General features: G+C 34.4%; 28 protein-coding genes. 4 read left to right on the top strand and 24 right to left on the bottom strand.

Translation table 11 applies throughout. The features are described 5' to 3' along the window. Window positions 1–189 precede the first annotated feature (189 nt). Window positions 190–903, bottom strand: a complete 714-nt coding sequence (locus NE544_RS03750) for an amidohydrolase family protein (RefSeq protein ID WP_256268377.1) — start codon at window positions 901–903, stop codon at window positions 190–192. Next, on the bottom strand, window positions 900–1,415 hold the full coding sequence (locus NE544_RS03745) for an ECF transporter S component (RefSeq protein WP_118115505.1): 516 nt from the start codon (window positions 1,413–1,415) through the stop codon (window positions 900–902). The genes NE544_RS03750 and NE544_RS03745 overlap by 4 nt, the downstream gene beginning before the upstream one ends. 133 nt (window positions 1,416–1,548) lie before the next feature. On the opposite strand from NE544_RS03745, the gene NE544_RS03740 reads away from it, so the two are divergent. Continuing rightward, entirely contained in the window at window positions 1,549–2,205 is a 657-nt protein-coding gene (locus NE544_RS03740) for an N-acetylmuramoyl-L-alanine amidase (protein WP_256268376.1), read from the top strand. Window positions 2,206–2,214: 9 nt separating this feature from the next. Here NE544_RS03740 and NE544_RS03735 read toward each other — a convergent pair whose 3' ends face one another. From NE544_RS03735 to NE544_RS03720, 4 genes are all read right to left on the bottom strand, one after another. Next, complete coding sequence (locus NE544_RS03735) at window positions 2,215–3,978, bottom strand: ABC transporter ATP-binding protein (protein WP_256268375.1); 1,764 nt, start codon at window positions 3,976–3,978, stop codon at window positions 2,215–2,217. Then, window positions 3,959–5,698 carry an ABC transporter ATP-binding protein gene (locus tag NE544_RS03730; RefSeq protein WP_256268374.1) on the bottom strand — a complete coding sequence of 580 codons (1,740 nt, stop codon included), beginning with the start codon at window positions 5,696–5,698 and terminating at the stop codon, window positions 3,959–3,961. The genes NE544_RS03735 and NE544_RS03730 overlap by 20 nt, the downstream gene beginning before the upstream one ends. A 47-nt stretch (window positions 5,699–5,745) precedes the next feature. After that, a complete protein-coding gene (gene ptsP, locus NE544_RS03725; protein WP_256268373.1) occupies window positions 5,746–7,449 on the bottom strand; it encodes a phosphoenolpyruvate--protein phosphotransferase in 1,704 nt (567 codons plus the stop codon). A 102-nt stretch (window positions 7,450–7,551) separates the two neighbouring features. Further along, entirely contained in the window at window positions 7,552–9,288 is a 1,737-nt protein-coding gene (locus tag NE544_RS03720) for an ABC transporter ATP-binding protein (protein WP_118115515.1), read from the bottom strand. An 89-nt stretch (window positions 9,289–9,377) separates the two neighbouring features. Here NE544_RS03720 and NE544_RS03715 point away from each other — a divergent pair, with 89 nt between their 5' ends. Beyond that, on the top strand, window positions 9,378–10,148 hold the full coding sequence (locus tag NE544_RS03715; protein ID WP_256268372.1) for a Cof-type HAD-IIB family hydrolase: 771 nt from the start codon (window positions 9,378–9,380) through the stop codon (window positions 10,146–10,148). A gap of 39 nt (window positions 10,149–10,187) precedes the next feature. Here the strand turns inward: NE544_RS03715 and fusA are convergent, their stop codons facing one another. The 16 genes from fusA to gap form a co-directional block, all read right to left on the bottom strand. Next, on the bottom strand, window positions 10,188–12,260 hold the full coding sequence (gene fusA, locus NE544_RS03710; protein WP_256268371.1) for an elongation factor G: 2,073 nt from the start codon (window positions 12,258–12,260) through the stop codon (window positions 10,188–10,190). Between the two features lie 10 nt (window positions 12,261–12,270). Next, a complete protein-coding gene (locus NE544_RS03705; RefSeq protein WP_117571872.1) occupies window positions 12,271–12,942 on the bottom strand; it encodes an ankyrin repeat domain-containing protein in 672 nt (223 codons plus the stop codon). A gap of 222 nt (window positions 12,943–13,164) precedes the next feature. Further along, window positions 13,165–13,545, bottom strand: coding sequence for a VOC family protein (locus NE544_RS03700; RefSeq protein WP_256268370.1), 381 nt, complete (start codon window positions 13,543–13,545; stop codon window positions 13,165–13,167). Further along, window positions 13,538–15,604 (bottom strand): ribonuclease R, encoded by a 2,067-nt coding sequence (gene rnr, locus NE544_RS03695; RefSeq protein WP_256268369.1) that lies wholly within the window; start codon window positions 15,602–15,604, stop codon window positions 13,538–13,540. The genes NE544_RS03700 and rnr overlap by 8 nt, the downstream gene beginning before the upstream one ends. 45 nt (window positions 15,605–15,649) lie before the next feature. Then, window positions 15,650–15,880 (bottom strand): preprotein translocase subunit SecG, encoded by a 231-nt coding sequence (secG, locus tag NE544_RS03690; protein WP_256268368.1) that lies wholly within the window; start codon window positions 15,878–15,880, stop codon window positions 15,650–15,652. A gap of 55 nt (window positions 15,881–15,935) precedes the next feature. Further along, window positions 15,936–16,706 (bottom strand): HAD-IIA family hydrolase, encoded by a 771-nt coding sequence (locus tag NE544_RS03685; protein WP_199593230.1) that lies wholly within the window; start codon window positions 16,704–16,706, stop codon window positions 15,936–15,938. Between the two features lie 23 nt (window positions 16,707–16,729). Continuing rightward, a complete protein-coding gene (gene nusG / locus NE544_RS03680) occupies window positions 16,730–17,275 on the bottom strand; it encodes a transcription termination/antitermination protein NusG (RefSeq protein ID WP_117925674.1) in 546 nt (181 codons plus the stop codon). A 10-nt stretch (window positions 17,276–17,285) separates the two neighbouring features. Further along, window positions 17,286–17,483: a preprotein translocase subunit SecE gene (gene secE / locus NE544_RS03675; protein WP_117571877.1), complete on the bottom strand. Its 198-nt coding sequence runs from the start codon at window positions 17,481–17,483 to the stop codon at window positions 17,286–17,288. 9 nt (window positions 17,484–17,492) lie between these two features. After that, window positions 17,493–17,642: a 50S ribosomal protein L33 gene (gene rpmG / locus NE544_RS03670; RefSeq protein WP_117571901.1), complete on the bottom strand. Its 150-nt coding sequence runs from the start codon at window positions 17,640–17,642 to the stop codon at window positions 17,493–17,495. A gap of 44 nt (window positions 17,643–17,686) precedes the next feature. Next, window positions 17,687–18,283 (bottom strand): hypothetical protein, encoded by a 597-nt coding sequence (locus NE544_RS03665; RefSeq protein WP_256268367.1) that lies wholly within the window; start codon window positions 18,281–18,283, stop codon window positions 17,687–17,689. Window positions 18,284–18,358: 75 nt separating this feature from the next. Continuing rightward, entirely contained in the window at window positions 18,359–19,075 is a 717-nt protein-coding gene (gene rlmB, locus NE544_RS03660) for a 23S rRNA (guanosine(2251)-2'-O)-methyltransferase RlmB (RefSeq protein WP_117925677.1), read from the bottom strand. Then, a complete protein-coding gene (locus tag NE544_RS03655; protein WP_118116320.1) occupies window positions 19,072–19,458 on the bottom strand; it encodes a Mini-ribonuclease 3 in 387 nt (128 codons plus the stop codon). The genes rlmB and NE544_RS03655 overlap by 4 nt, the downstream gene beginning before the upstream one ends. Continuing rightward, window positions 19,458–20,789 carry a cysteine--tRNA ligase gene (cysS, locus tag NE544_RS03650; protein WP_256268366.1) on the bottom strand — a complete coding sequence of 444 codons (1,332 nt, stop codon included), beginning with the start codon at window positions 20,787–20,789 and terminating at the stop codon, window positions 19,458–19,460. Before cysS ends, NE544_RS03655 begins: the two co-directional genes overlap by 1 nt. A 71-nt stretch (window positions 20,790–20,860) precedes the next feature. Beyond that, entirely contained in the window at window positions 20,861–21,541 is a 681-nt protein-coding gene (locus NE544_RS03645) for a hypothetical protein (protein ID WP_256268365.1), read from the bottom strand. Further along, window positions 21,534–21,710 carry a hypothetical protein gene (locus NE544_RS03640; RefSeq protein ID WP_186998664.1) on the bottom strand — a complete coding sequence of 59 codons (177 nt, stop codon included), beginning with the start codon at window positions 21,708–21,710 and terminating at the stop codon, window positions 21,534–21,536. The genes NE544_RS03645 and NE544_RS03640 overlap by 8 nt, the downstream gene beginning before the upstream one ends. 179 nt (window positions 21,711–21,889) lie before the next feature. Continuing rightward, window positions 21,890–22,903 (bottom strand): type I glyceraldehyde-3-phosphate dehydrogenase, encoded by a 1,014-nt coding sequence (gene gap, locus NE544_RS03635; RefSeq protein ID WP_040466502.1) that lies wholly within the window; start codon window positions 22,901–22,903, stop codon window positions 21,890–21,892. Between the two features lie 193 nt (window positions 22,904–23,096). On the opposite strand from gap, the gene NE544_RS03630 reads away from it, so the two are divergent. Both NE544_RS03630 and NE544_RS03625 read left to right on the top strand, forming a co-directional pair. Next, window positions 23,097–23,591, top strand: a complete 495-nt coding sequence (locus NE544_RS03630) for an Lrp/AsnC family transcriptional regulator (protein ID WP_117926831.1) — start codon at window positions 23,097–23,099, stop codon at window positions 23,589–23,591. After that, a complete protein-coding gene (locus tag NE544_RS03625) occupies window positions 23,591–24,751 on the top strand; it encodes a pyridoxal phosphate-dependent aminotransferase (protein WP_256268364.1) in 1,161 nt (386 codons plus the stop codon). The genes NE544_RS03630 and NE544_RS03625 overlap by 1 nt, the downstream gene beginning before the upstream one ends. A 59-nt stretch (window positions 24,752–24,810) precedes the next feature. Here the strand turns inward: NE544_RS03625 and NE544_RS03620 are convergent, their stop codons facing one another. Beyond that, window positions 24,811–26,505, bottom strand: coding sequence for a phospho-sugar mutase (locus NE544_RS03620; RefSeq protein ID WP_305145698.1), 1,695 nt, complete (start codon window positions 26,503–26,505; stop codon window positions 24,811–24,813). Window positions 26,506–26,572: 67 nt separating this feature from the next. Then, complete coding sequence (locus NE544_RS03615; RefSeq protein WP_003866017.1) at window positions 26,573–26,839, bottom strand: phosphocarrier protein HPr; 267 nt, start codon at window positions 26,837–26,839, stop codon at window positions 26,573–26,575. Window positions 26,840–26,898: the final 59 nt, after the last annotated feature.

Below are 26,898 nucleotides of genomic sequence, written 5' to 3'. Positions count from 1 at the left end.
TTTGTTCTTAGGCGTTCGAGATGTAATCACAGATATTCGTAGATGCAGGTGCTTTCGATGAAGGACTTCTCTTTTTACAACTTGGACAAACCATCCTCACGGAAACCTCCAAAACACTCCCAATAGTTAAATAGAAGGCATAAAAAAAAAGCGGGTAAATTGATGAGGTTTACCCGTTACTAGTTTTGTCTATACATCAAAAAATTTCTTTGCGTTGTTATAGAAAATATCTTCTAAGCCCTGTTCATCAACGCCGCTCATTAATACTTTTTGCATCTCAACTGTAGGATGATGGAAAGGAGTATCCGTTCCAAATAGGATACGATCATGGCCAACCGTATCATACGCTTCTTTAATTTTTGTATGCATAGGCATACCCGACATTTCCAAGTAAATATTTGGATATCGTCGAGCCATTTTTAATGCTGCATCAATATATACACCATGACCATGACCCATATGAATCATTAATACTTTACAATTTGGATGTCTTTCGGCAAGTAATCCAATTTGCCAAGGAAGTGAATAAGGTGGATGGCCTGAATGAATACAAACAGGAATACCGTATTCTTCAGCCTTATCTAATATAGGATCCACAATTTCACTATCCGCACAATAAGCATGGCGTAATGGTTGTAGTTTAATAGCCTTAAAACCAAGCTTTACATATTTATCAATCAAATCTAAACAATCTGGCTCTAAAGGATTTACATAGACACACCCTTCAATACGTCCTGGATATTTCTGCATAGCCTTATAAGCCACTTCATTATCCAAAACACAAATCATTGTCGTTTCAATTTCATATGTATCCATCAATGAAATCAATTCATCAACATCCATTTTTACATTGGCCCATCCGCCAATATAGCCTAAATGTGCATGTGCATCGATTTTTTTCATGCGACAGCACCTTGTAAAGATAATACTTTAGATTTAGCTAAGATATTGGCAACAATCGCATAAATAACAAGTCCCATAATCGTTTGAGCTAAAAGTCTAGGTACAGACGCAAAGGCGACTGCTGCTGTAAATAAAGGAATCTTAAATAGTGTATATGCGAAACATTGAAACAAACCACCAAGGCTAGCTCCAACAATCCAATCTAATTTTTCATTGTTTCCCTTTTCAAGTACAACACCCATAATATATCCCATAATGAATTTAAAGATAAATGTAGGAAGCACCCAAATCATGGCTCCAGTCAATAAATCACTTAATGCGGCTCCTAAGCCTGCAGCTAAAGCCCCGTCTTTTTTACCTAAGACTAGCACTGCAAGAAATGCCATACAATCTCCCATATGTGTATATCCGCCTGTTGCTGGATTTGGAAGTTTAATTGTAAATGTACATACGAAGATCAATGCGATCATTAAAGCTGTTTTGGCAATTCTTCTTGTTGTTTCATTTGTCATAATCGTTTCTCCTTTTTAAAACTTGTCCCTATATTATCATTTTACTGTATTCTTTAAAACGTACAGTTTTAACTTAATTTTAAAGGACAGTAAATTTAAGAGATATTTAGGGATTACATGTTTTAATAAGTCCATGAAAAAATTATTAATGACTCTATTACTCACATTCTGTATAGGATGCACCTATACTTTACTCAACGAAAAAGATACAATAGTTTCTGCCAAAAGCACAAAAGAAACTATTATGATTGATGCAGGTCATGGAGGATATGATGTAGGGGCTGTAAGTAACTATGGCGATTATGAAAAAGATATCAATTTAGATATCGCACTACTTGTTGGAAAACAACTCAAATCCTATGGCTTTGAAGTTGTATATACACGTACAAGCGACTCTGTTTCATGGTCAGATGATAATACAGAAGATTTACAAACGCGTTGTGATTTAGCAAATAAAAAGAATGCCGATCTTTTTGTATCCATACATTTAAATTCAAGTGAATATGAAGCCAATGGATATGAAATCTATTGTGATTTCAACAACAAGAACACTGTAAAATTGTCCAATTCCATTCTTAAGCAACTTGATCAATTAGATTATTCAACCAATCGAGGTTTATTAGATACTAATGAAACACCATTGTATGTGGTTGCCAACAACGAAGTCGATGCCATTTTGATTGAAGCAGGCTTTATATCGGATGATTCCGATTTATATTATCTTAAAAATCATACAAAAAATATTGCCACAGCCATCGCCAAGGGCATCAAAAAAAGTCTGAATGATTAATCAGACTCTTTATTTTGCGAATTGAGCATTATACAACCTAGCATAAACTCCATTCCTATTCAATAATTCTTCATGTGTGCCTTGTTCAACGATATCTCCATGTTCAAGCACCAAAATCTTATCTGCATTAATGATTGTAGATAAACGGTGTGCAATCACAAAACATGTACGATTTTCCATGACACGATCCATTGCACCTTGAAGACGTCTTTCAAGCCTTGTATCTACACTACTCGTAGCTTCATCTAGAATCAAGACTTCTGGATTCTTTATAAGAGCACGTGCAATCGTTAATAATTGTTTTTCACCCTGAGAAACATTGCTACCTTCTTCATTGATCAAAGTATCATAACCATCGGTTAAAGTACGTATAAAATGATGAACATTCGCTTGTTTTGCGGCTTGGACAATTTCATTTTTTAATGCTTTTTCATTTCCATACGCAATATTTTGTTCAATACTTCCCTCAAACAACCACGTATCTTGTAGAACCAACGCAAAGAGTTTTCTTAAATCATGATATGACAATTCTCGAATATCAATACCATTAATTTTAATACTTCCACCCTTTACGTCATAGAACCGTAGTAATAAGTTTGTCAATGTTGTCTTACCTGCTCCTGTAGGACCTACAATAGCGATGGTTTGACCTTGATGTACATCAATATTAACATCCTTCATTAATAGATTATCATCATATCCAAATTGTACATGATCAAATTCAATGGTACGTACCTCATCAATTTGACATTTGGATATAACATCCTCTTCAATGGGTTGATTTAAGAAAGTGAATAAACGTGACATGGCACTAAAGGCAGATTGTACAGCACTTGATAATTGAGATATTTGAGAAATCGGATCGTTGATTTGCCAAATATAACGAATAAATGCTTGTAGTTGCCCTAATGCGATAGTTCCATTTAATACTTGAAGACAACCAACAAGGCTTGCACAACCAATACTTAAATAGGTAATCAAAGAACATAATGGATTGATCAAACTTGATACAAACTGCGCCTTAAAACTTGATACACGCATTCTTTCATTATCTTTTTGAAATCTTTCTAAAGCATGTTCTTGTTGATTATAAGAAAGAATCTCACTATATCCATCATACAATTCATTGATGGTACCATTCAAATCGGCTAATGTATTTTGTTGATCATCAAATAGAGGCTGTGATTTCTTAACTACAAATTTCGATAAAAGCGCAATAACAGGTAATGCCACTAGTATAATACACGTCATTAGTACATTGATTCTTAACATCATGAATAGCACAAAAGTAAATGTACATATAGCTGAAATTACTCGTGATAAAGTTTGTTGCAACGCATTCGATAATGTATCCACATCATTTGTGATACGTGATAATAACTCTCCCGTTTTTTCTTGATCAAAATAAGAAACAGGTAAATGATGAATTTTATTCTCAATCGCATTACGAACATCAAACATCGTCTTCTGAATCGCATCCGTCATAAAAACAGCCATTAAAAATTGAGATATTGTCTTCACAATATAGATGGAAAATAAGATACATAAGATATGTACAACTTTATCTACCTGAATTGGTTGATGCGCTGAAATATCTGCAGCTAATTGCGTAGTAATCATACCTTCTACAGTCGGATTTAAGGCAAAAGTCACTTGGGCTGTAATAACCATTAAAATTCCAAATAACAATTTAAAGCGATATGGCTTTATAAACACAAACAGATGAGATAGACATTCAGTAAACTTCATTTTCTTAGTTTCTTTCATAATCATCCAACTCCTTTTGTGTTAATTGCGAATGAGCAATCTCTTGATACACACTACAATCCTTTAACAATTGTGCATGTGTTCCCATTCCAATAATCTGACCTTCATCCAAAACAATGATCATATCCGAATCCATGATGGTAGAAATTCTTTGGGCAACCACAAAGAAAATCGCATTCTTTACTTCAGGTTTCAATGCCTTTCTTAATGTCGCATCCGTTTTAAAATCTAAAGCACTAAAACTATCATCATAAATATAAAGGGATGGCTTTTTTAAGATGACACGAGCAATCGATAGCCTTTGTTTCTGACCACCCGAAATATTCGTTCCATCCTCTGCAATTTCATCTTCATACCCATGCTCTCTTGTCGAAATAAAATTGCTGGCTTGTGCAACCGTTGCCGCATGAACCATCTCTTCAACACTAGCCTCAGGCTTTCCAAAACAAATATTAGAACGAATACTTCCCTTAAACATATGTGCCTTTTGTGCAACATATCCAATTTGGGTACGTAAACTCTCTAAATTATATTTACGAATATCAACACCATTGATTTCAATCGATCCACGACTTACATCATAAAATCGATTCATTAATTTTACTAATGTACTCTTACCAGATCCTGTACTTCCAATCACAGCAATCTTTTGTCCTTTATGACAAGAAAAATCAATGTTCTTTAAAACGGCTTCTTCTCCATTTGGATACGAAAACGTAACATCTTTAAAACTCAATGTTTGAATAGAATCCAATTGAATAGAATTTTCATCATTGACAATACTTGGCTTTGTATCCAACACTTCCATAATACGCTTAGCCGATACATTCGCTCTAGGATACATCATAAACACCATACAGAAAATCAATACAGACATCATAACGTGGAATAAGTATTCTACAAAGGCCACTACATTTCCTAAGGTAACCGCATTCGAATTCAGTAAAGTACAACTTAAATAATATACGATCACCGTTGCGATATTCATCAAAAAGAAAAAAGATGGTTCCGTACAAGACATCAATTTAAATAGTTTTGCGCTTTGATCTCGATAGAAATCATTTTCATTAGAGAAACGTTTCTTTTCATACTCTTGTTTATTAAAAGAACGAATCACACGAATTCCCGTAATATTTTCACGCAAAATTTGATTAATGTGGTCAATCGACTTTTGTTGGTTCTCACTCAATGGTTCACTTACTTTGGCAACAATGATCACGCCCAAAATAACAACAGGAATCGTAGCTAAGACTACGTAAGATAGTTCTAAAGAGATTTTTAAAATTAACATAACCGAAACACACATCATAACCGGTGTTAATAATGCAGATTTTAAAATCACATTTAAAAATAACATAATTTGATAGGCATCATTATTTGTACGTGTAATCATACTGGATACACCAAACTTTTCCATTTCAGCAGTCGAGAATGCTTGTGCATGTTCAAAAACATCATTACGAATATCACGCGTAATATTTGTGGATATTTTGGAGCAGCAATAGCCAAGTAGCACAACCCCACTTACACCAATCACACTAATCAATGCCATAATTCCAAAACGACTATATAAATAAGTTGTGTCTTGTGTTTCAATACCATGATCAATCATATCTGAAATGATAGTTGGAATTCCAAGTTCAACAAGGGCAAAGCCAAACACGCTTATAAAATCCAACAAAAACCATTTTTTATATTTCATTAAATATTTCCATATAAGCTTCATAAATTCCCCCTACAAAATAAAAGGGGTTCAATAGAACCCCGAATTAATTATTCACCTAATTTAGTTTTAACTGTTTCTAAAACTTCATCAGCAGTGTCTTTATTTAAGCATTCTTGAGCTAATCCTTGCATTTCTTCATAGCTTAAAGATTTAACAACCTTACGAGCCTTTAAGATTTGAGTAGCACTCATTGAGAATTCATCAAGACCTAAACCTAAAAGAATAGGAACTGCATGTGGTTCACCAGCCATAGCTCCACACATTCCAACCCATTTACCATGTTCGTGAGCACCTTTGATTGTGTTAGCAACTAAACGTAATACACTTGGGTTGTATGGTTGATACAAGTATGAAACGTGTTCAGACATACGGTCAGCAGCCATAGAGTATTGGATCAAGTCATTTGTACCAATTGAGAAGAAGTCTGCATATTTAGCAAATTGATCAGCAAGAACTGCAGCAGCAGGAATTTCAACCATCATACCTACTTCAATGCTGTCACTAACTGCAACACCTTCAGCAACTAAATCAGCCTTAACTTCTTCAAAGATTGCTTTCGCATCACAGAATTCTTTAACTGTAGCAATCATTGGGAACATGATGCAAAGTCTTCCATATACAGATGCACGACATAATGCACGTAATTGAGTTTTAAAGATATCTGTTTCTTTTAAGCAAAGACGAATTGCACGGTATCCTAAGAATGGGTTCATTTCTTGTGGGAACTCATAGTAAGATAAGTGTTTATCTCCACCAATGTCTAGTGTACGTACAACAACTTTTTTACCTTGCATACCTTCTAATACTTGTTTGTATGCTTCAAATTGTTCGTCTTCTGTTGGGAAGTGATCTGAATCCATGTATAAGAATTCTGTACGGAATAATCCGACACCTTCACCACCATTAGTCAACACACCTTCAACATCTTTGAATCCACCGATGTTACCAGCAAGTTCAACTTCGTGTCCGTCTTTAGTTACTGATTTTTCGTTTTTCAATACTTTCAATTCTTCTTTTTCTTTTAAGAATGCTTCAGCCTTAGCTTCATATTTAGCAATTGTTGCTTCATCAGGATTGATTTCAACAACACCATCTAATGCATCTAATGCCAAAGTATCACCAGTTTTACATGCATCACATACACCTGGGCATCCTACAACTGCAGGGATTTCCAATGAGTTAGCCATGATAGCTGAGTGAGATGTTTTACCACCGATTTCAGTAGCGAAACCTTTAACAAATTCATTTAACTGAGCTGTATCACTTGGAGTCAAGTCGTGAGCAACGATGATTGAATCTTCTGCAATGCTTGTTAAATCAGGAATTGTTAATCCTAATAAGTTACATTTTAAACGGAAAGTAACGTCTTTGATGTCAGCTGCTCTTTCACGGAAATAATCATTATCCATGCTTTCGAACATTTCAACCATTTGGTTAGCTACTTGTTCAGTTGCATATTCAGCATTTACACCATCATTTTCGATCATAGCTTTAATTTGACCAGCTAATTCAGGGTCACCAGCCATCATCAAGTGGGCATCGAATACAGCTAATTCTTCGTCACTTAAACGTTTAGCTGCTCTTTCTTTTACTCCTTCGATATCCTTTTTAGTTTTTTCTAGAGCATCTTCGAATTTTTTAACTTCTTCTTCAGCTACTCCTGCTTTTTTTTCAATAACAACTTTTGGTGTTTCCAATTTGTAAACTTTAGCTACTGATACACCAGCACTTGCTGCTATCCCTTTTAACATGATAAATTCCTCCTAAAACAAGCGAAAAACGCTTTCATTTACGACTTAAATTTTATCACTTTTTTTTCAAAGATACAAGAAAAGCAGACATTTGCATGCCTGCTAATTTAGCCCTTCAAATTGAAGCTTATAATATTTCGCATAAGTACCATTTAATTTCATCAATTCGTCATGTGTTCCACGTTCATGCATACCTGTCGCATCAATTACGACAATCTCATCTGCATTACGAATCGTAGATAAACGATGGGCAATCGTAATACAAGTACGATTCTTGCTTAAATCTTCTAAACTTTTTTGAATGATTCTCTCACTCTCATTATCCAAAGCACTTGTCGCTTCATCTAAAATCAAGATTTTAGGATTTTTTAAGAATACACGTGCAATCGAGATACGTTGTTTTTGTCCACCAGATAAACGCGTTCCTCTTTCCCCACAGAACGTATTATATCCTTCTGGTAAAGACATAATAAAATCATGGATATTCGCTTTTTTAGCCGCTTCCACAATATCCTCATGGCTTGCATCAGGTCTTCCATAAGCGATGTTTTGTTCAATTGTTCCGGTAAACAAATATACATCTTGTTGTACTAAACCAATGTTTGAACGAAGAGATTTTAAAGTTACATCTTTAATATTTTGACCATCAATACGAATAGATCCATTTGTGACATCATAAAAACGAGACAATAACGAACAAAGTGTAGTTTTACCAGAACCACTTGGTCCCACTAAAGCAATCTTTTCACCGGCCTTGATATGTAAATTTACATCATCAATAACCTTTTCATTCTCATTATATTGGAAAGACACATGATCAAAATCAATATTTCCAGAAACATTTTCTAAATCCTTGGCATTTTTAGAATCTTGAATTTCAGGAACTTCATTCATAACCTCTTCAAAACGTCTAAATCCAGAGAATCCTTTTTGGAACATCTCCGTAAATTCAACCAAGACTTCAATTGGAGAAACAAAGACATTGATATATAAGGCAAACGTAGCTAACACAATTGGGTTTAAATCGCCATTAGCGATAAACAGCCCACCAAATACAATGATTGTGACATATAAAAGTCCTTGGAAGAAATTATTTCCACCTTGAAAAGTACCCATAACACGATAATTGTCTTTTTTAGATTCCAAAAATTCCATGTTTGAATGATTGAATTTATCAATTTCAATATCTTCATTCGCAAAAGACTGTACAACACGAATACCACCTAAGGAATCTTGAAGACTTGCATTCACACTACCAATCTTCTTTCTGTTTTCCATAAAGGTTCTTCGCATCTTTTTATTTTGAGAATAACTAAACACCATCATCACAACAGTCACTGCCAAAAGAATCAATGCCAATGGCCAATAAATCGTAGCCAAAATAATGAAAGATCCAACAATTTTGAATAATGAAATAAATAAGTTTTCAGGACCATGATGTGCAAACTCACAAATATCAAATAAGTCTGAAACAACACGAGACATCATAACCCCTGTATTGTGTTTATCATAATAGGAGAAAGATAAACGTTGATATTGATTGAATAAGTCTTGACGCATATCACTTTCCATGTTGGCTCCCATCACATGGCCTTGACAACTCACATAATAACGACACAATGCACGTATCACATACATAACGAGTAAACCTATTCCTAATACGAAAACTCCTTTTAAAATTTCATTCGATGATTTCAAAAAAAATTGTCCTGTACAATAACTTAGAATCAAAGGAAACGAAAGATCTACAATACACATGATAAGTGCACAAAATAGATCCATAAAGAAAATCCCTTTATATGGTTTATAATATTGTAAAAATCGCTTAAATGTACTCATATATACCCTCCCCGATTTCTGTATTATACACAAAATTTATTGAATTTTCCAAAGTAATGCTAAAATAAAATAAGAATGGAGAATGGATTATGATTAAAATTTTATTTTTTGATATTGATGGCACACTTTTAGAACTTGGCAAGAAGGAAATGCACCAAGAATTGATTATTGCATTAAACTTAGTTAAGCAAAAAGGCATCAAAATCATTTTAGCCACGGGAAGGCCTCCTTTTGTCGTTCCTAAATTTCATGGCATCGAATTTGATGGAGTACTTTCCTTTAATGGATCTTATTGTTTCACACCTAACGAATTGATATACAAAAATCCCCTAAATAAAAAAGATATTCAAACATTCGTAGATAATGCCAAGAAATTAAAAAAGGCTGTTACTCTAGCTGGAATCAATAAGATGGGATGTAATTTTGATGATGAAATCTTAGAAGAATATTTCATGATTGCCAACCAACATGTTCATGTACTTGATGAATTTAATAATTTTATGGAAGAAGAAATTTATCAAATGATGGTTGCCACTACAGAAGATCAAAATGAGTTGATTCTAGAAAACACAACCACATTAAAAGTAGCTCGCTGGTGGAATAGAGCTTGTGACATTATTCCTTGTAACGGTGGAAAAGATATAGGTATTCAAAAGATATTGGATTATTTCAATTTCAACAAAGAGGAAGCTATGGCCTTTGGTGATGGAGGAAATGATATCTCTATGTTGAAATATGTTGGTACCGGTGTTGCGATGGGTAATGCCAAAGATGACGTTAAAGCTATAGCTGACTACATTACAGATTCTGTACAAGAAGATGGAATAGTCAGTGCGTTAAAACATTTTGAAATTATATAGAAAAAGACAGCCTTTTTTTGCTGTCTTTTTACGTATGTCCTATTCTTTTTCTTTCTTGCTATCTTCGATCACTCTTGAAGCATAAGGTTCTGGTACTGGATCATAACGGTCCATTTCCATTGTATATGTTCCTAAACCAGTTGTCATACTTCTAAGTTCAACACAATATCTAGACATGTTTGCCATTGGAACTTGTGCATCAATTTCTTGATCTGAATCCACTGGAGTCATACCCATGATTGAACCTCTACGCTTGTTCAAATCACCAATGACAGCACCTGTAAATTCATCTGGAACACGAATCTTGACATTCATGATTGGTTCTAATAAGATTGGGCGAACTTTTGTCATCGCATCTTTAAAAGCTAAGTGAGCAGCCATCTTAAATGCCATTTCACTTGAGTCAACATCATGATATTTACCATCTAACAATGTCGTTTTTACATTTACCATCTTATATCCTGCTAAAGGACCCTTTTGGCAACATTCACGAAGACCCGTTTCAACAGCTGGGAAGTATTGTTTCGGAACAGCTCCACCAAATACCTTTTCTGCAAATACCATTTCTTCTTCATCAGGATTAGGACTAAATTCTACAAATACATGTCCAAATTGTCCATGTCCACCCGATTGTTTTTTATGACGACCTTCACCAACAGCTGTCTTTGTGATAGTTTCACGATAAGTAACCTTTGGATTACTTAAGACAACTTCAGCTTTAAATTTAGAATTTAATTTATTCACAATCACGTCTAAATGCTGATCACCAATACCATAAATCACTGTTTCTTTTGTTTCCGGATTATTCACCACTTTAAATGTTGGATCTTCTTCTTGTAAACGAGCAAGACCATTTGATAAACGATCCTCATCATTTTTAGTCTTAGGTACAACAGCCTGTCCATACATTGGAGTTTCAAATGTGATTGGATCAGCCATCAACAATTTACCTTTATCACACAATGTATCGTTTGTTCTAGTATTTTGTAGTTTTACTAAAGCGCCAATATCTCCTGTAAATAATTTACCAGCCGCTGTCTGATGTTTACCCTTAACAATATAGATTTGACTGATTTTTTCTGGTTTACCATTATTGGCATTCACAACTGTACTATCAGCTGCAAGTACACCACTCAATACTTTTACATAACTAATTCTTCCAACAAATGGGTCCATAATCGTTTTAAATACTTGTGCTGTTAAAACTTCTGTTTCACTTGTCAACAATTCAACTTTAACACCATTTGGAGTTGTAGCTGTGTACATACCTCTTTCTGAGTATGTTGGGAAATAATCAACGATTAAATCCATCAAACGTTGGATACCAATTGAATTGACTGCACTACCAGAATATACTGGACAAATTTCTCCATTACGCACACCAATTCGAACACCACGTTTTAATTCGGCATCACTAAATTCTTCACCAGAGAAGAATTTTTCCATTAATTCATCATCCCCCATAGCTACAGCTTCTGCAATCTGATCTTTATAAAGAGCTACTTCTTCTTGCATAGATTCAGGAACTGGGCATGGTTTATCTGCCAATTCTGGATTATAATACCAAGCTTTATTTTTAATGATATTTACAGATCCAACGATTTTACCATCTTCAACGATAGGAACTTCAAACGGAATAACACTTTTACCAAATTCTTCACGCAACGCTTGATAACTTGCATCAAAGCTTGTGTGTTCTTCATCTAATTTATTAATAAAGAAAATAGTAGGTTTCTTTTCAGCAACGGCTTGTTTATACGCAAGTTTTGTTCCTGATTGTAAAGGATCTTTGGCATTAACTACGATTAAACTTGAATCACCTACCGAAAAACCACCTTGTTTTTCACCAACAAAGTCTAAATAACCTGGTGTGTCAATGAAATTAATTTTACTATCTTCCCATTCAATTGGAACAATTGTTGTATAAACAGATAGTCCACGGCGAATTTCTTCAGCATCGAAATCGATCATTGAACTTCCTTCTGTTGTTTTACCAAAACGATCTGTTGCCTTTGTATAATATAACATAGCTTCTAGAACACTTGTTTTTCCTGCTCCACTATGTCCGATTACGCTTACGTTACGTACTTCAAAACTCTGATAATCTCTCATACGCTTAACCTCATCTTAAGATCGGCTCTAATTGAGCTCTACAGTGTTCACGAACATAATCTAATGCAACGCGACCTTGTTTATCTGTCATATCTTTATCAGCGCCATATGCCAATAATTTTTCTACTAAACTTGGATATCCTCCATAAGCTGCACGCATCAATGCAGTTACACCATTATTATCAAATAAGTTTACATCTGCGTTTCTTTCAAGCAATAAGTGAATTGTGTCACGCTTAAACGCAATACAAGCTTCCATTAAAGCACTACGACCTACTTCATCTTGATCATTGATTTTTGCCCCAGCATCTAATAATACTTCAACACAACGATCTTGTCCTAATAAGCAAGCACGCATTAAAGCTGTACGTCCTCTGTCATCTTTGGCATTGACATCTGCACCTGCATCAATCAAAGCCTTTAAAATTGTTTTATTACCTTTTTTTGCAGCTGTCATTAAAGCTGTTTTCCCTTTATTATCTGAAATATTCACATCAGCCCCATTATCAAGTAAAACCTGCACAACATCTTTACGGTCACGCTTACTTGCACGCATCAATGCAGTACGTCCATCACCATTTTGATAGTTTACGTCCGCTCCTGCTTTGATTTGAGAACAAACCATTGGGAAATCTCCATTCGCACATGCATCCCAAAATACCTTATTAAAATTCTGATCCATTTCAACCATCCTCCTCATCATTATTGCTCTTGAAATCACAGAAAAACTGGAATGATAGTTCACCCCAGTTTACATATGTACAAAGAAAAGATTGAAATTTTTATTTACTTTTACGCCTTGAACTTGATTCATCTCAATCACTCCTTTGTTTAACTGATTCCATTCTAACAAAGAAAATATTTAGTGCAAATCAAGTACCAACTTGGACAGAAAACCTACCAATTATGCCTTTTCACAAAATAATTCGATAGATTCATGAAGCGGACCTTCAATAAAAGCTACACGAATAGGAAATACAGGATCTGTTTTCATAACTACATCTACAGGTTCAACACTCACTATATAGCCATCATTACGAACTTTTTCAACAATTTTATCCACATGATCTGTTTCAAACGCAAAATGACGAATACATCCTTCACCGACGGATTTTGTGCCATCCAAAAAGATTTCAATACAACTATTAAAACAATCCAAATGAATTCCTGAATCCCACTTTCTTAAAATAGGAAGTCCAAGTAATTCGTGATAAAAATAAATCATTTCATCAAATTGTTCTTGTGTCTCACATTTAAATGCGACATGATGAATACCTTTAATCATAATTTCTCCTTTCCAACAAGCTAAATGTAACTTGTCCTTTTTCTCTTTGGACATCCGTACAAACAACACGTACACGCATTCCCATTTGGAACACTTTACCATGTGTCTGTCCCTTTAAAGTCATTGTATCTGCATCATAATCGTAGAAGTCATTTGATAAAGTATGAACTGGGACAAGTCCTTCCACTGTATTATCCATTTCTACAAAGAAACCAAAACTCATCACACCAACAATTGTTCCTTCAAAAACTTGACCAATTCTTTTTTCCATGAACTGTGCCTTCTTATAGTCATTCACCATTCTTTCCATCATGATCGCATCTCTTTCTTTTTCAGAAATATGGAAAGCCTGTTTTTTGATTTTCTTTTCATCATTTGATGGTGTACGCTTTTGTTCATTAAAACAATACGCATGCAGCATACGATGTACTACTAAGTCTGAATAACGACGAATTGGACTTGTAAAATGACAATACTCTTCAAGTGCCAAACCAAAGTGTCCTAAACAATGCGCATCATAACGCGCCTTTTGCATAGAACGCAAAGCAACCATAGACAAGACTTCATATGCATTTTCATCTTGAATCGATTCTAAGAATTTTTGAATTTGACTGGCATTCACTTCATCTGGATAGAAATCAAATGGAATACGCAAAGAATTCGCAACAGTACAAATTGTTGCCACTTTTTTAGGATCTGGATTTTCATGCACACGATACATGCTTGGAATTTTATTCACATGCATATGGTGAGCCACACAAACATTGGCTAAGATCATACATTCTTCAATCATTTGTTCGGCAAAACCGCGCTCTAAAACTGTTACATCTACAGGATAGCCATTTTTATCCATAATGATCTTTGCTTCTTTGGTATTAAAATCAATACATCCACGATTGTGTGACTGTTTCTTTAATAATTTAGCCAAAGACTCTAAAGTAAACAATAAATCTTTAACTTCTGAATACTCTTCCAGTATAGTTTCATCTCCAGCTAAACATGCGTTTACCTTTTTATATGTACAGCGCTTATCGGAATGAATCACACTCGGGAAGACATTATATGTTAATAGATTTCCCCTCTCATCCACTTGCATAGCACAAGTAATCGTTAAACGGTCTACATTTGGATTTAATGAACAAATACCGTTACTCAAATCAAATGGAAGCATAGGCACAACTCGATCACAAACATATATAGAATTTCCTCGTAAATAGGCTTCTTGATCAAGGGCACTATTTTCTTTTACATAATGTGAAACATCGGCAATATGTACATACAATAAATATCCCTTTTCATTTTTCACAATCGAAATTGCATCATCAAAATCCTTGGCATCATCCCCATCAATTGTGACAGTTAATAGATTTCTTAAATCTTTACGATTTTCAAGTTCATCCTTTTGTACTTTTGCTGGGATTCTTTTACACTCTTTTACAATTTTCCCATTAAATACCTGACGAACCTGGTTGCTTGTAAGCATAGCACTAATATCTACGCCTGCATCGTCTGGATGTCCTAAGACTTGGATGATCCTTACTTCTAGAGGATCTGCATACTTCACAATTTGGCATACAACTTTTGTACGTTTTTTAAAACTAAATTCTTTTTCATTGACTACACGAATTGAACAGTGTAAATCTAAATCGCTATAGAAGAATGTTTTCTTCTTTTTAACAATCATAACGCCTGTAATATTTGTCAATCCATGATTAAACACTTTGATTAAAGACGGTTCTGGCTTTAAGCGTACTAAAACTTCATCTTTATCAAAGATCTTCATCTTTTTATTTTTAGGAACATACACCTTATTATTTTCATTAAAAACAGCAATTTCATATCTGGAAATATCTTTCGCACTTCCAGCCATAAAATGTATATCATCAATCAAATATAGGCTTGTATGATCGTTATAAATCAATTTTTCATCTTCTAATTCATTTAAAGACTTCACCATTTCTGTAAATTCTTTACTTGACTTAGGTCGAACGACTTTTTCTAAATCACGTATTTTACATTCTTTTTTTTCTTCTAAATATTGAATGATTTTTTCTTTCATTTCTTCCTCCTTTAAAACAGAAAAAAGACCTTAACGGTCTTTTAATTACACAATCTGCAATGCGATCACAATCGCAAAGAACAAAATTCCACAAACCAAAGTTAAACGAGAGATAACTTTTTCAGGGCCTCTTTCTTTTTGTACCGCAAACAAGTTCAAATCTCCACTTCCTGTAAAGGCAGCAGACAACCCGTCTGATTTACCACTTTGTAATAATGTCAATATAATAATAACACCAGATAATGTCATTAAAACCACGTTTAATATATCTTTCATTTTTTCATCACACCTTCTACGATATTTCGATTATACCAATAATTCAATAAAAATACTAGTCAAAATTATAGTCTACTAAATCCATCAACGTATTCACCACATGAGTTGGATATATTTTTAGTCGTTCAATATCTTCCTTGTTGTGAACCCCCGTCTGTACAAGCACAGTTTCAATATTTTGTTCATACCCAAGTTTAATATCCGTTTCAAGATTATCACCAATTAATACAATTTCATCTTCTTTTAAGCCAAAATATTCTAAACACAAATCAAGGATTGCTCGATTAGGCTTACCAATACGAGGAGATTTTTGATTGGCTGCATACTCAAACATATCGACTACACTTCCATTACCTACTTCAAATCCGCCAGGTTTTGCTAAGATACGATCATTATTTGTACCAATAATTTTGGCTCCATTTAAAATCAAAGATAGAGCTTTTGAGTAAGATGCATATGTGGCATCTTTATCCAATCCTATGAAGACAAAATCTGGATTTTCATCATCAATAATAAAACCTTCTTGATTCAATGCATCTTTCATGCCTTGTTTTCCAATGTAATAAGCTTTATTCCCTTCATAATGTTTCTTAACATATTGGCTAGCTGCCATAGCACTATTATAAAACATCTCTGGCTTAATATTTGTATATCCCATCTCTTCCATATGCTTTACATTTTCTTGTGGGGTACGCATCGAGTTGTTTGTCAAAAAAATAAATGGAATGTCCTTTTGGATACAATAATCTAAAAATTGATGAGCACTTTCAATGATCTGCGTCCCACGATACATTGTGCCATCTAAGTCAAATACTAAAGTTTTCATTATTCACCTAAAAAAAGAAAGTCTTAGTCGACTTTCTTTAAATCCATATATGGAATTTCTGTTGGTGTTTCACGACCAAATAAGATTAATAGAACTGTAGCTTCTTTCTTTTCTTCGTCCATAGCTTCAATAACACCTTCGGAGTTTTTGAAAGCTCCATTTGTGATTTCTACACGGTCTCCCACTTCAAAATCAACTTGAACATTTACATCCTGACGTCCTAGACGGCGTAATACAGCATCAACTTCTTCTTGAGCTACTGGGAATGGTTTAGCACCCTTTCCACTTGATCCGATAAATCCAGTTACACCTGGAGTGTTACGTACAACATACCAAGCTTCATCTGTCATGATCATTTGCACTAATAAATAACCAGAGAATAGATTGTGTGTTTTTTCTACTGGTTTACCATTTTTATATTCAATTTCTTTTTCTTCAGCAACGACGATCTGGAACAAAGAATCTTCAAGACCCATAGTTTTTACACGACGTTCCAAGTTTTCTTTTACACGATTTTCTTGACCTGCATATGTATTTACTACATACCATTCTTTTTTTAACTCTGACATATTTTCCTCCCTATGCGCCAACGATCATTTTCACAAGACCGCTTGATAAAACCTCACAAACAAAGAAATACAAACCAAATAATACTGTAAATACGATTACCAAACCACTTGATGACATTAATTCTTTAAATGTTGGCCATTTAACAGTTTTTAATTCTTTGAACACTTTTGATGGTGAATATGTTCTTTCTTTTTTTTCTTTACTCATATGGATTCCTCACTTTGTTTCCTTATGCAAAGTATGCTTGCCACACTTTGGACAATACTTTTTAATTTCAAGACGTTGCGTGTTGGTCTTCTTATTCTTTGGGGTCGTATAATTTCTTGATAAACACTCTGTACACGTCAAAACAACTTTATCTGCCAATTCCTTCACGCTCCTTAACTCAATAAATGTACCATTTTATCCAGTCAACTGTCAATTGTCGTATACCACTTTTTTACCTTTTCAAACATAAAACTTACCTTTGAAGCGCTTAAGCCAAGTTCTTCCGCTATATTTTTTAAAGTATAGCCCTCCATTCGATAGTCAATGATCTGTACATAATCTTCACCAAAAACTCGGTTGATACGATTTTTTGTATATTCCCACATGAGTTTATCTAAAACAACATCATGAACTTCTAATGAATCAAACATGTTCACATCACCATAGTATAGTTTTGTATCCTCACGAATTCTTTGGTCTAAACTAATACAGGTTTGATTTAAGTAACACTGCTTTCTTATGCTATGACGCAAAATATCATAGGCCTTATTTTTAGTGCAACGCCTATAAAATCCTGAAAACGAAAGTGCACGATCCATTCGATATTCAAATATACAATGATACAACAATAAATCGGCATGACGATAGAATTCTTCTTTTTCGCAAAGAATTGTGTTTGTCTTTCGTACAAATACATCCGCCCATATGTCCGTCACCATAGGTCTATAGTATTGAATCAAATTTTTCATTTCCGTAAAATCATTCATTTGAACCATGTATATACATTCATATATATTCATCTTTATCACCTAAATCCATTATAACGAGGCAATGTGAAAAAGACATTAAAAAAGCCGATTTTATAAAAAATCGACTTATTTGATTGGATTTCTTTGGTTGTATACCTCATACATCAAGACTGCTGCTGCAACACTCGCATTTAATGAAGTGATACTTCCGACCATTGGTAGATACACCATATAGTCACATTGTTTCTTTACAAGATTTGAAATACCCTGACCTTCAGATCCTATAACCAATACAGTTGGTGAATCATACATACCTTCACGATATTCTCTTGCATCCTTCATATCTGTACCAACAACCCAATATCCTTCTTGTTTCAAGTTTCTTAATGTCTGCGATAAATTCGTCACAATCGAAACAGGTACAGTATAAGCAGCTCCTGTACTTGCCTTAACAACCGTTGGAGTTAATCCACAACTATTGTGTTTCGTCAAGATGACACCATCAACACCCGTACAATCACAAGTCCTTAAAATAGCACCTACATTATGTGGATCTTGAACACCGTCCAAAGCCACTAATAAGCCAGGCTTTTTAGCACGTCTAACTAATTCTTCAATACTATATGTTTCAATTTCACTTACTTTTACCGCAACTCCATTATGATGTGTCGAATTCGCAATTTTATCTAATTTTGCACGATTACAATATTCTACCTTTAAATTTGATTTTTGAATCGATTTTAAAAGCTTTGCGTCTTTCAATCCCTGAAGTACATATACTTTTTCGATTGAATCCGGATCATTTTGAAGTGTAGAATACACATTTTTTCCATATACGATCATAGACTGTCCCCTATCTCAATTATTCTATCTAGACAAAACTTAAGTCTATCCTGATGTCCATATAAATATAAATATCCCAACATAGATTCTAATGCAGTTGCCTCTAAATATGTTTTGTGCGTCGCATTTTTAGCTTTTGAATGAATCGTCGCATTTCTTCCACGTGCAAGAATCGTTTTCTCATCCTCGGTAAAGAAATCTTCATCCATCATTGTATTTAACATAACAGATTGCCCTTTAGCACTACAAATAACAGCGTTTTTCTTTTGAAGAACATGGGCCTTACGATACCCTAAACTTAGAAGGTGTTCGCGCACAGCCAAAGACATAACGGCATCACCAATCCATGCTAGACTTGTCGCATTTTCCGTTACAATTTCCATTACAGAATTCCTTTTTCAATCAATGCAGCACGAAGTGAATCCGCTGTTTCAAAATCTTTTTCTTTAACTGCACTTCTCCAGTTTTGATACAATTCTTTATCTTCTTCACTCATTGTGATCTTATCAAATTCAATACCCAAAATATAAAGCATCTTTTCTAATGTATGTACTAAAACAGCTAAATTTTCAACATCGATTTCTCTTTGACGAACCGCCTGATTGATTTTTTTAACGACTTCATAAACAACACTGATCGCATTAGGTGTATTTAAATCATCATTTAATGCATCAATAAATGAAGTATACGTTTCATCAAATGCAGTTGTTTCTTTAGCATTTGATAAAGCCAATTTTACACAAGCCTGTTTATAAGCAGCTGCAATCTTATCTAATTCTTTCTTTGAAGTTGAAAATGCCTCTTCATTTAAGTTTAGTGGAGCGCGATAATGTGTAGAAATCATCAACCAACGAGTTAAGTTTCCTCCATGGTTAGCGATCAAGTCTTTAGCCCACCATACATTACCTAATGATTTTGACATCTTGATACCATTGATATTGATCATACCATTGTGTACCCAAATATTTGCCAAGTGTGTATCGTTGCATACTTCACATTGAGCAATCTCATTTTCGTGGTGAGGAAATTTTAAATCTAAACCACCACCATGGATATCAATCAATGTTTTCTTAAATACATCCTGTATCATAACCACACATTCTGTATGCCATCCTGGACGTCCTTTTGACCAAGGTGAATCCCATTTAATTCCTTCTGTTGTCTCTTTCCACAAAGTAAAATCTAATGGGTTCTCCTTCTTTTCATTTTCATCAATACGAGCACCAACCATTAGATCATCAATACTTTGATGAGACAGTTCTCCATATTTTTTATCACTATTAACTCGGAAATAAACATCGCCTCCCACTTGATAAGCTGAACCATTTTTAACCATCTTATCAATAAATTCGATAATACGATCCATTGTTTCTGTAACGCGAGGTGCATAATCTGGAAGATCTGCATGTAAACCTTTACGTACATCGTTATAGGCAACTATAAATTTGTCTGTGATTTCCTTTTCAGTCACATTTTGTTCAATAGCTGTTTTAATGATCTTATCGTCTACATCTGTATAGTTTGAAGCAAAAGTCACTTCGTAGCCTTGTGCAGACAATGCTTTTTTTAATGTATCAAATACAACGATAGGACGAGCATTTCCAATATGTGGATAGTTATAGACTGTTGGTCCACATACGTACATGGAAATCTTTCCTGGTTCGATTGGTTTTAATTCTTCAATGGTTTGAGAATAACTATTATATAATTTCATAATAAAATGTCCTCCAATTCATACTGTTTATTATACAATACAAAACATGAAAAAAAAAGCTAACCAAATGGTTAGCCTACATGTAAATTAGTCATGATACGACGAATATCTTCTTCATATGGTGTACCTGCTAAATTTTCTAATGCAGGATTAAAGTATTCCATCATATGATCCACATCTTTTAAATAAGAATATTGAAGCCCAATTAAATATTGAATGGTTCCAACAGGGAATTTTTTATTGTTGTCTAGTCCGGACTTACCATCCCACATACCATTTAAAATTTCTTTACAGTCATCAATATATTTGGCTTCTTTCTTCATTAATATGCTGAATTGAATCTGCATATTCTTGAATGTCTTTTCATCAATATAGCTTTTTCCGTAAGAAAGCATGCCCTCTGCTTTTTTGATTTTTCCTTTTTCTAAATAATAATAAAATCCACGAGTTGCGACACTAGCCTTTTGTTTATTTGAAATACGCATATTTTTCAACAATTCAAATTGTTCTTCGATTTTCGCATCATTTCTTTGTGCCAAATAACCACTTAAACGCATATACTCACGGTTAAATGCCTGATATGAGAATTTACATGCGCCTGTATCTAATGTTTTGTAGAATTCGTCATATTGTTCATTGTTCAATTGAACTAATAACTTCTTCCATACAACTTTTTTCATAATCATTGGCACTAAGATAAATACTAATGTCAATACAATTATGATTATTACATTCATTGTCTTACTATCCATTTTGTTCCTTATCCTTTTCTAATTCTAAAGTTAAATCACGGAACTGAGCTAATAAATCTTCGTCAATTCCATCTTTTCTTAATTTTTCCATGTAAACAGCATCTAAATCGTCTACATCTTTTGTTAAATCATCACGCTCAGAATCCGTCAAACGATGTCGAATACCCATCGCTAACACCTCACAATCTCTAAAGGTTAGAATACATGATTTACCTATTTATTTCAAGGTTTTGATTTGCACTTTTTAGTAAAGTATTAAAAAAAAGGAACCCAAACTGCTCCGAAACCAAAATCATAATATACAAAAAAAAGGAACCCTATTGGATTCCTTTAAAAGTCTTACAATTATTAAGCTAATTCTGAGAAGTACTTAATTGTACGAACCATTTGGCTTGTGTAAGAGTTTTCGTTGTCGTACCAAGAAACAACTTGTACGTGAGTAGTTCCGTCACCTAATGAGTGAGCCATTGTTTGAGTTGCATCGAACAATGATCCGTAACGCATACCAACGATATCACTAGATACTAATTGTTCTTCAGTGTATCCGAATGATTCAGTTGTAGCAGCTTTCATAGCAGCGTTGATTTGGTCAACTGTAACTTCTCCGTCAACAACAGCTACTAAAATAGTAGTTGATCCTGTAGGAGTTGGAACACGTTGAGCAGATCCGATTAATTTTCCGTTTAATTCAGGGATAACTAATCCGATAGCTTTTGCAGCACCTGTTGAGTTAGGAACAATGTTAACTGCAGCAGCACGGCTACGACGTAAATCACCTTTACGTTGAGGTCCGTCTAATGTCATTTGGTCACCAGTGTAAGCGTGAACTGTAGTCATGATACCTGATTTAATTGGAGCTAATTTGTTCAAAGCGTTAGCCATTGGGGCTAAACAGTTTGTTGTACAAGAAGCTGCAGAAATTACTGTATCTTCTGGTTTCAATGTTTCGTGGTTTACATTGTAAACGATTGTTGGTAAGTCATTTCCTGCTGGAGCAGAGATAACAACTTTACGAGCACCTGCTTTAATGTGTGCTTCTGCTTTAGCTTTTGAAGTATAGAATCCTGTACATTCTAATACTACGTCAACTCCTAATTCACCCCAAGGTAATTTAGAAGCATCAGCTTCTGCGTAGATAGTGATTTCTTTTCCATCTACTGTAATTGAATTTTCACCAGCAACAACTGTGTCAGCCTTAGCGTAAGTTCCTTGAGTTGAATCATATTTCAACAAGTGAGCTAACATCTTAGGGCTAGTCAAGTCATTGATAGCTACTACTTCGTAGCCTTCAGCACCAAACATTTGACGGAATGCCAAACGTCCGATACGTCCAAAACCGTTAATCGCAACTTTTACTGTCATGTCAGTAAATCCTCCTTTAAATACCATTGTTATTATAAAAGCCTACTGTTGATTTGTCAATTCTCTAACAAGTAAAACTTTTTACAACTAACAACCATTTATATTTTAGACTATTTACAGTTCATTCTCAAGCATTTTCACACTTTTTACATAACCTTAATTGTGCTATTATATTCAAAAGGAGGAATTAAAAATGAACCAAAGTTTAATCCTAGATTTACTAGAAAATAACGCTCGTCTAACTTCACAAGATCTAGCGGATATTTTGAATGAAGATGAAGCAAGTATAAAATCAGAGATTCAATCTTTAGAAAAAAACAAAATTATTTGTGGCTATCACACAATTATCAACTACAATAAAGCGTTAAAAGATCAAAAAGTTTTAGCTTATATTGAAGTAAGTTGTACACCTACAAGAAATAGAGGCTATGACAAGACAGCAGCATTAATTGCCAACTATCCAGAAGTAGATACAATGTATCTATTAAGTGGAGATTGTGATTTCTTATGTTTAGTACAAGGTAAAACCATGTTTGAAGTGGCTCGCTTTGTTTCAGATAAGATTGCCTGTGTTGAAGATGTTCGTTCCACAAAGACATTATTTGTCTTAAAACAATATAAGCAAAGTGGTATTGTCATGATTGACAAGCCAGAAGATAAAGAATCAAGATTGGTTGTGACTCCATAATGAAAAGTTTATCTACAAAAGCAACATCTATTAAACCAAGTGGAATTCGTAAATTCTTTGATTTAGCAAGCACAATGGAAGGCGTTATCTCTTTAGGTGTTGGTGAACCCGATTTCGCTACGCCATGGCACATTTGTGAAAATGCGATTCACTACATGAGTACAGGACATACGCACTATACAGCCAATCGTGGATTGTTGGAGCTTCGTGAAGAAATCTGTAAATTCCATAAGGAACATTACAATCAAACATATGATCCTGAAAATGAAGTAATTGTCACAATTGGTGGTAGTGAAGCCATTGACTTATGTATGCGTGCCCTGTTGAATCCTGGCGATGAAGTTATTGTATTAGATCCTAACTACGTTGCTTATGCACCAAGTGTTATACTAAGTGATGGTGTTGTTGTTCCTTTACAGTTAAAAGAAGAAAATGACTTTAAAATTCTTCCAGAAGATTTAAAGAAAGTCATCACACCAAAGACAAAAGCTATGATTATCAATTATCCTAGCAACCCTACAGGTGGTGTCATGACAAAAGAGGACTACGCAAAAATTGTTGATATCATCAAAGAATCCGGTATATATGTTGTGAGTGATGAAATCTATGCCGAACTAAGCTTTGATCAGCCTTTTGCATCATTAGCCCAATTTGACGAAATCAAATCTCAAATTATTGTCGTAAATGGTTTTTCAAAAGCATATGCGATGACAGGATGGCGTCTAGGCTATTGTATGGCCAACAAAGAACTTTCTTCTGTTATGAATAAGATTCACCAATATGTAATCATGTCAGCTCCTGTTATGTCTCAATATGCAGGAATCGAAGCCATTAAAAACGGTTATGATGATGTTTTGATGATGAAAGATGATTATCTAAAAAGAAGAAACTTCTTAGTCAACAGACTCAATCGTATGGGACTAAAGACAAATATGCCTCATGGTACATTCTATGTTTTCTGTAACATTCAATCGACAGGACTGGATTCAGAAACGTTCTGCGAAAGATTACTACAAGAACAAAAAGTTGCCTGTGTTCCAGGAAATGCTTTTGGACAAAGTGGTGAAGGATATATCCGTATCTCTTATGCATATAGCATAGATCACATCAAAGAAGCTGTTGTTCGCTTAGAACAATTCTTGAAGGATTTAGACAAATAAGTCTAGATTCTTTTTTTTATGAAAAATCAAAAAAGGATGCCCTTAGACATCCTTTAATACTACTTGGCAATCAAATCATCCATTGCCTTTTGGAAATGAACTGTTTTGTTGTGAGCATCCTCTTTTGAAGCTCCCTTGATACAATAGTAGAATTTACATTTTGGTTCTGTTCCACTAGGACGTACCGCAATCCAACTTCCATCTTCTAGATAATATTTTAATACATCCGATTTAGTGAATCCAGTAAGTTCAGTTACTTTATCTGCTTCTTTGATTACACATTCTTTATAGTCTTCACTACGAACCACTTTTGTGCCACCAATGTGAGTTGGAGCATCTTTTCTTAAATTAGCTAAGATTTCTTTAATACGTTTAGCACCCGCTTCACCCGCTAATGATAACGCAACTTGACTTTCTTCATATGTACCATGACGGTCATATAAGCTATCTAATACATCGACTAAATCTTTTCCTTGTTCTTTGTAGAATGCACAAGCTTCTGCCAGCATTAAACAAGCTTGAGGAGCATCTTTATCACGTACAAAAGGTTTAATTAATGAACCATAACTTTCTTCATATCCAAATACATAGTTCTTTTCGTGCGTTTTTTCATATTTTGCAACTTTTTCACCAATGAATTTAAATCCAGTTAAAGTTTTTTCTGTTGTAACACCATAATCAGAAGCTACTTTTTCTCCTAGATCACTTGTAACAACCGTATTGAACATTACAGGATTTTCAGGCATTTTGCCTTGTTTTTGAAGTTGTGAACAAATATATTCAATTTCAACAGAACCAGATTGGTTTCCTGTTAATACAACATATTCACCATTATGCAAGACTCCAACTCCCATACGGTCAGCATCTGGGTCACAAACTAAAATTAAGTCTGCTTGATTTTCTTTTGCGTATTTTAATGACAATTCATAAGCACCCGCTTGTTCTGGGTTTGGTGTAGGTGTATTAGAGAAATCAGGATCTGGACTACATTGCTCTACAACTGGAATGCAAGTGTATCCTGCACGTTTATAAACTTCTTGAACAGGAATATTAGCAGTTCCATGTTCTGGTGAAAATACGATTTTAATATCTTTTTTAACCTCAGGATTCAATTGAATACTTAATACATTTTTGTAGTATTCCTCATCCACATCTTTACCAATAACTGTAATTAATTTCTTTTGTTCTTCTGTACAGTTTGCATCAATCGCCAATTCATCTTCAATTGCGTTAACCTTATCAATAACCTGACTAGCTAAACAAGGAATCAACTGACATCCTTTATCATCATACAATTTATATCCATTGTATTCTTTAGGGTTGTGACTGGCAGTAATCATAATACCACCAAAGCAATTTAAGTGACGTACCGCAAAGCTCAATTCTGGAGTTGGACGTAATGACTCAAACACATATGATTTAATGTTGTTTTTTGCTAATAAGTCAGCACAATCAAACGCAAACTCTTTTGACATGTGACGGTTATCATAACCAATCGCAATACCAGCTTCACCACCGTTATTTTCATTAATGTAATTTGCGTATCCTTGAGTTGCCTTACGAATTGTATGAATATTAATTCGGTTTGTTCCCGGACCTAAAAGACCACGCATACCTGCTGTACCAAACTCAATTGTAGTATAGAATGCATCATTTTTTTCTTCTGCATCCATTGCTTCTAAAACAGGTTTGTATTGAGGGGCTAAATTTTCATGATTTAACCATTTTGAATATCTTTCTTCAACAATAGACATTATTTATTCTCCTTCTTTTCTAACTTTGAAATAAAAAAGTCTCATAAAACTATGAGACTTTCTTTAATTAAGCAATGATCTTTTGAGCACGCAATACTTCTTCGATTGCAGCTACAGCAGCATCTTCATCTTCGCCTGAGCAGCTAATTGTGATTTCTGACTGTGTAGGAATTCCTAAAGACATAACTCCCATGATAGATTTCATGTTTACTTCACGTCCTTTGAAAGCTACATTGATTTCACTTTTAAATTTACTAGCAGCGTTAACAGCTACAGTTGCTGGACGTGCGTGAAGACCTACTGGATCTACTACAGTTACAGTTACTTGTTTCATAATTATCCTCCTAAATCAAATCTAAATGTATTTTATGACATTTTGCCAAAGAAAACAAT

Origin of the sequence: Holdemanella sp. MSK.7.32 (assembly GCF_024460475.1) — a bacterium.
GTDB lineage: Bacteria > Bacillota_I > Bacilli_A > Erysipelotrichales > Erysipelotrichaceae > Holdemanella.
The sequence above is the reverse complement of the archived record's forward strand: the minus strand, read 5'-3'. Positions and strand labels throughout refer to the sequence as shown.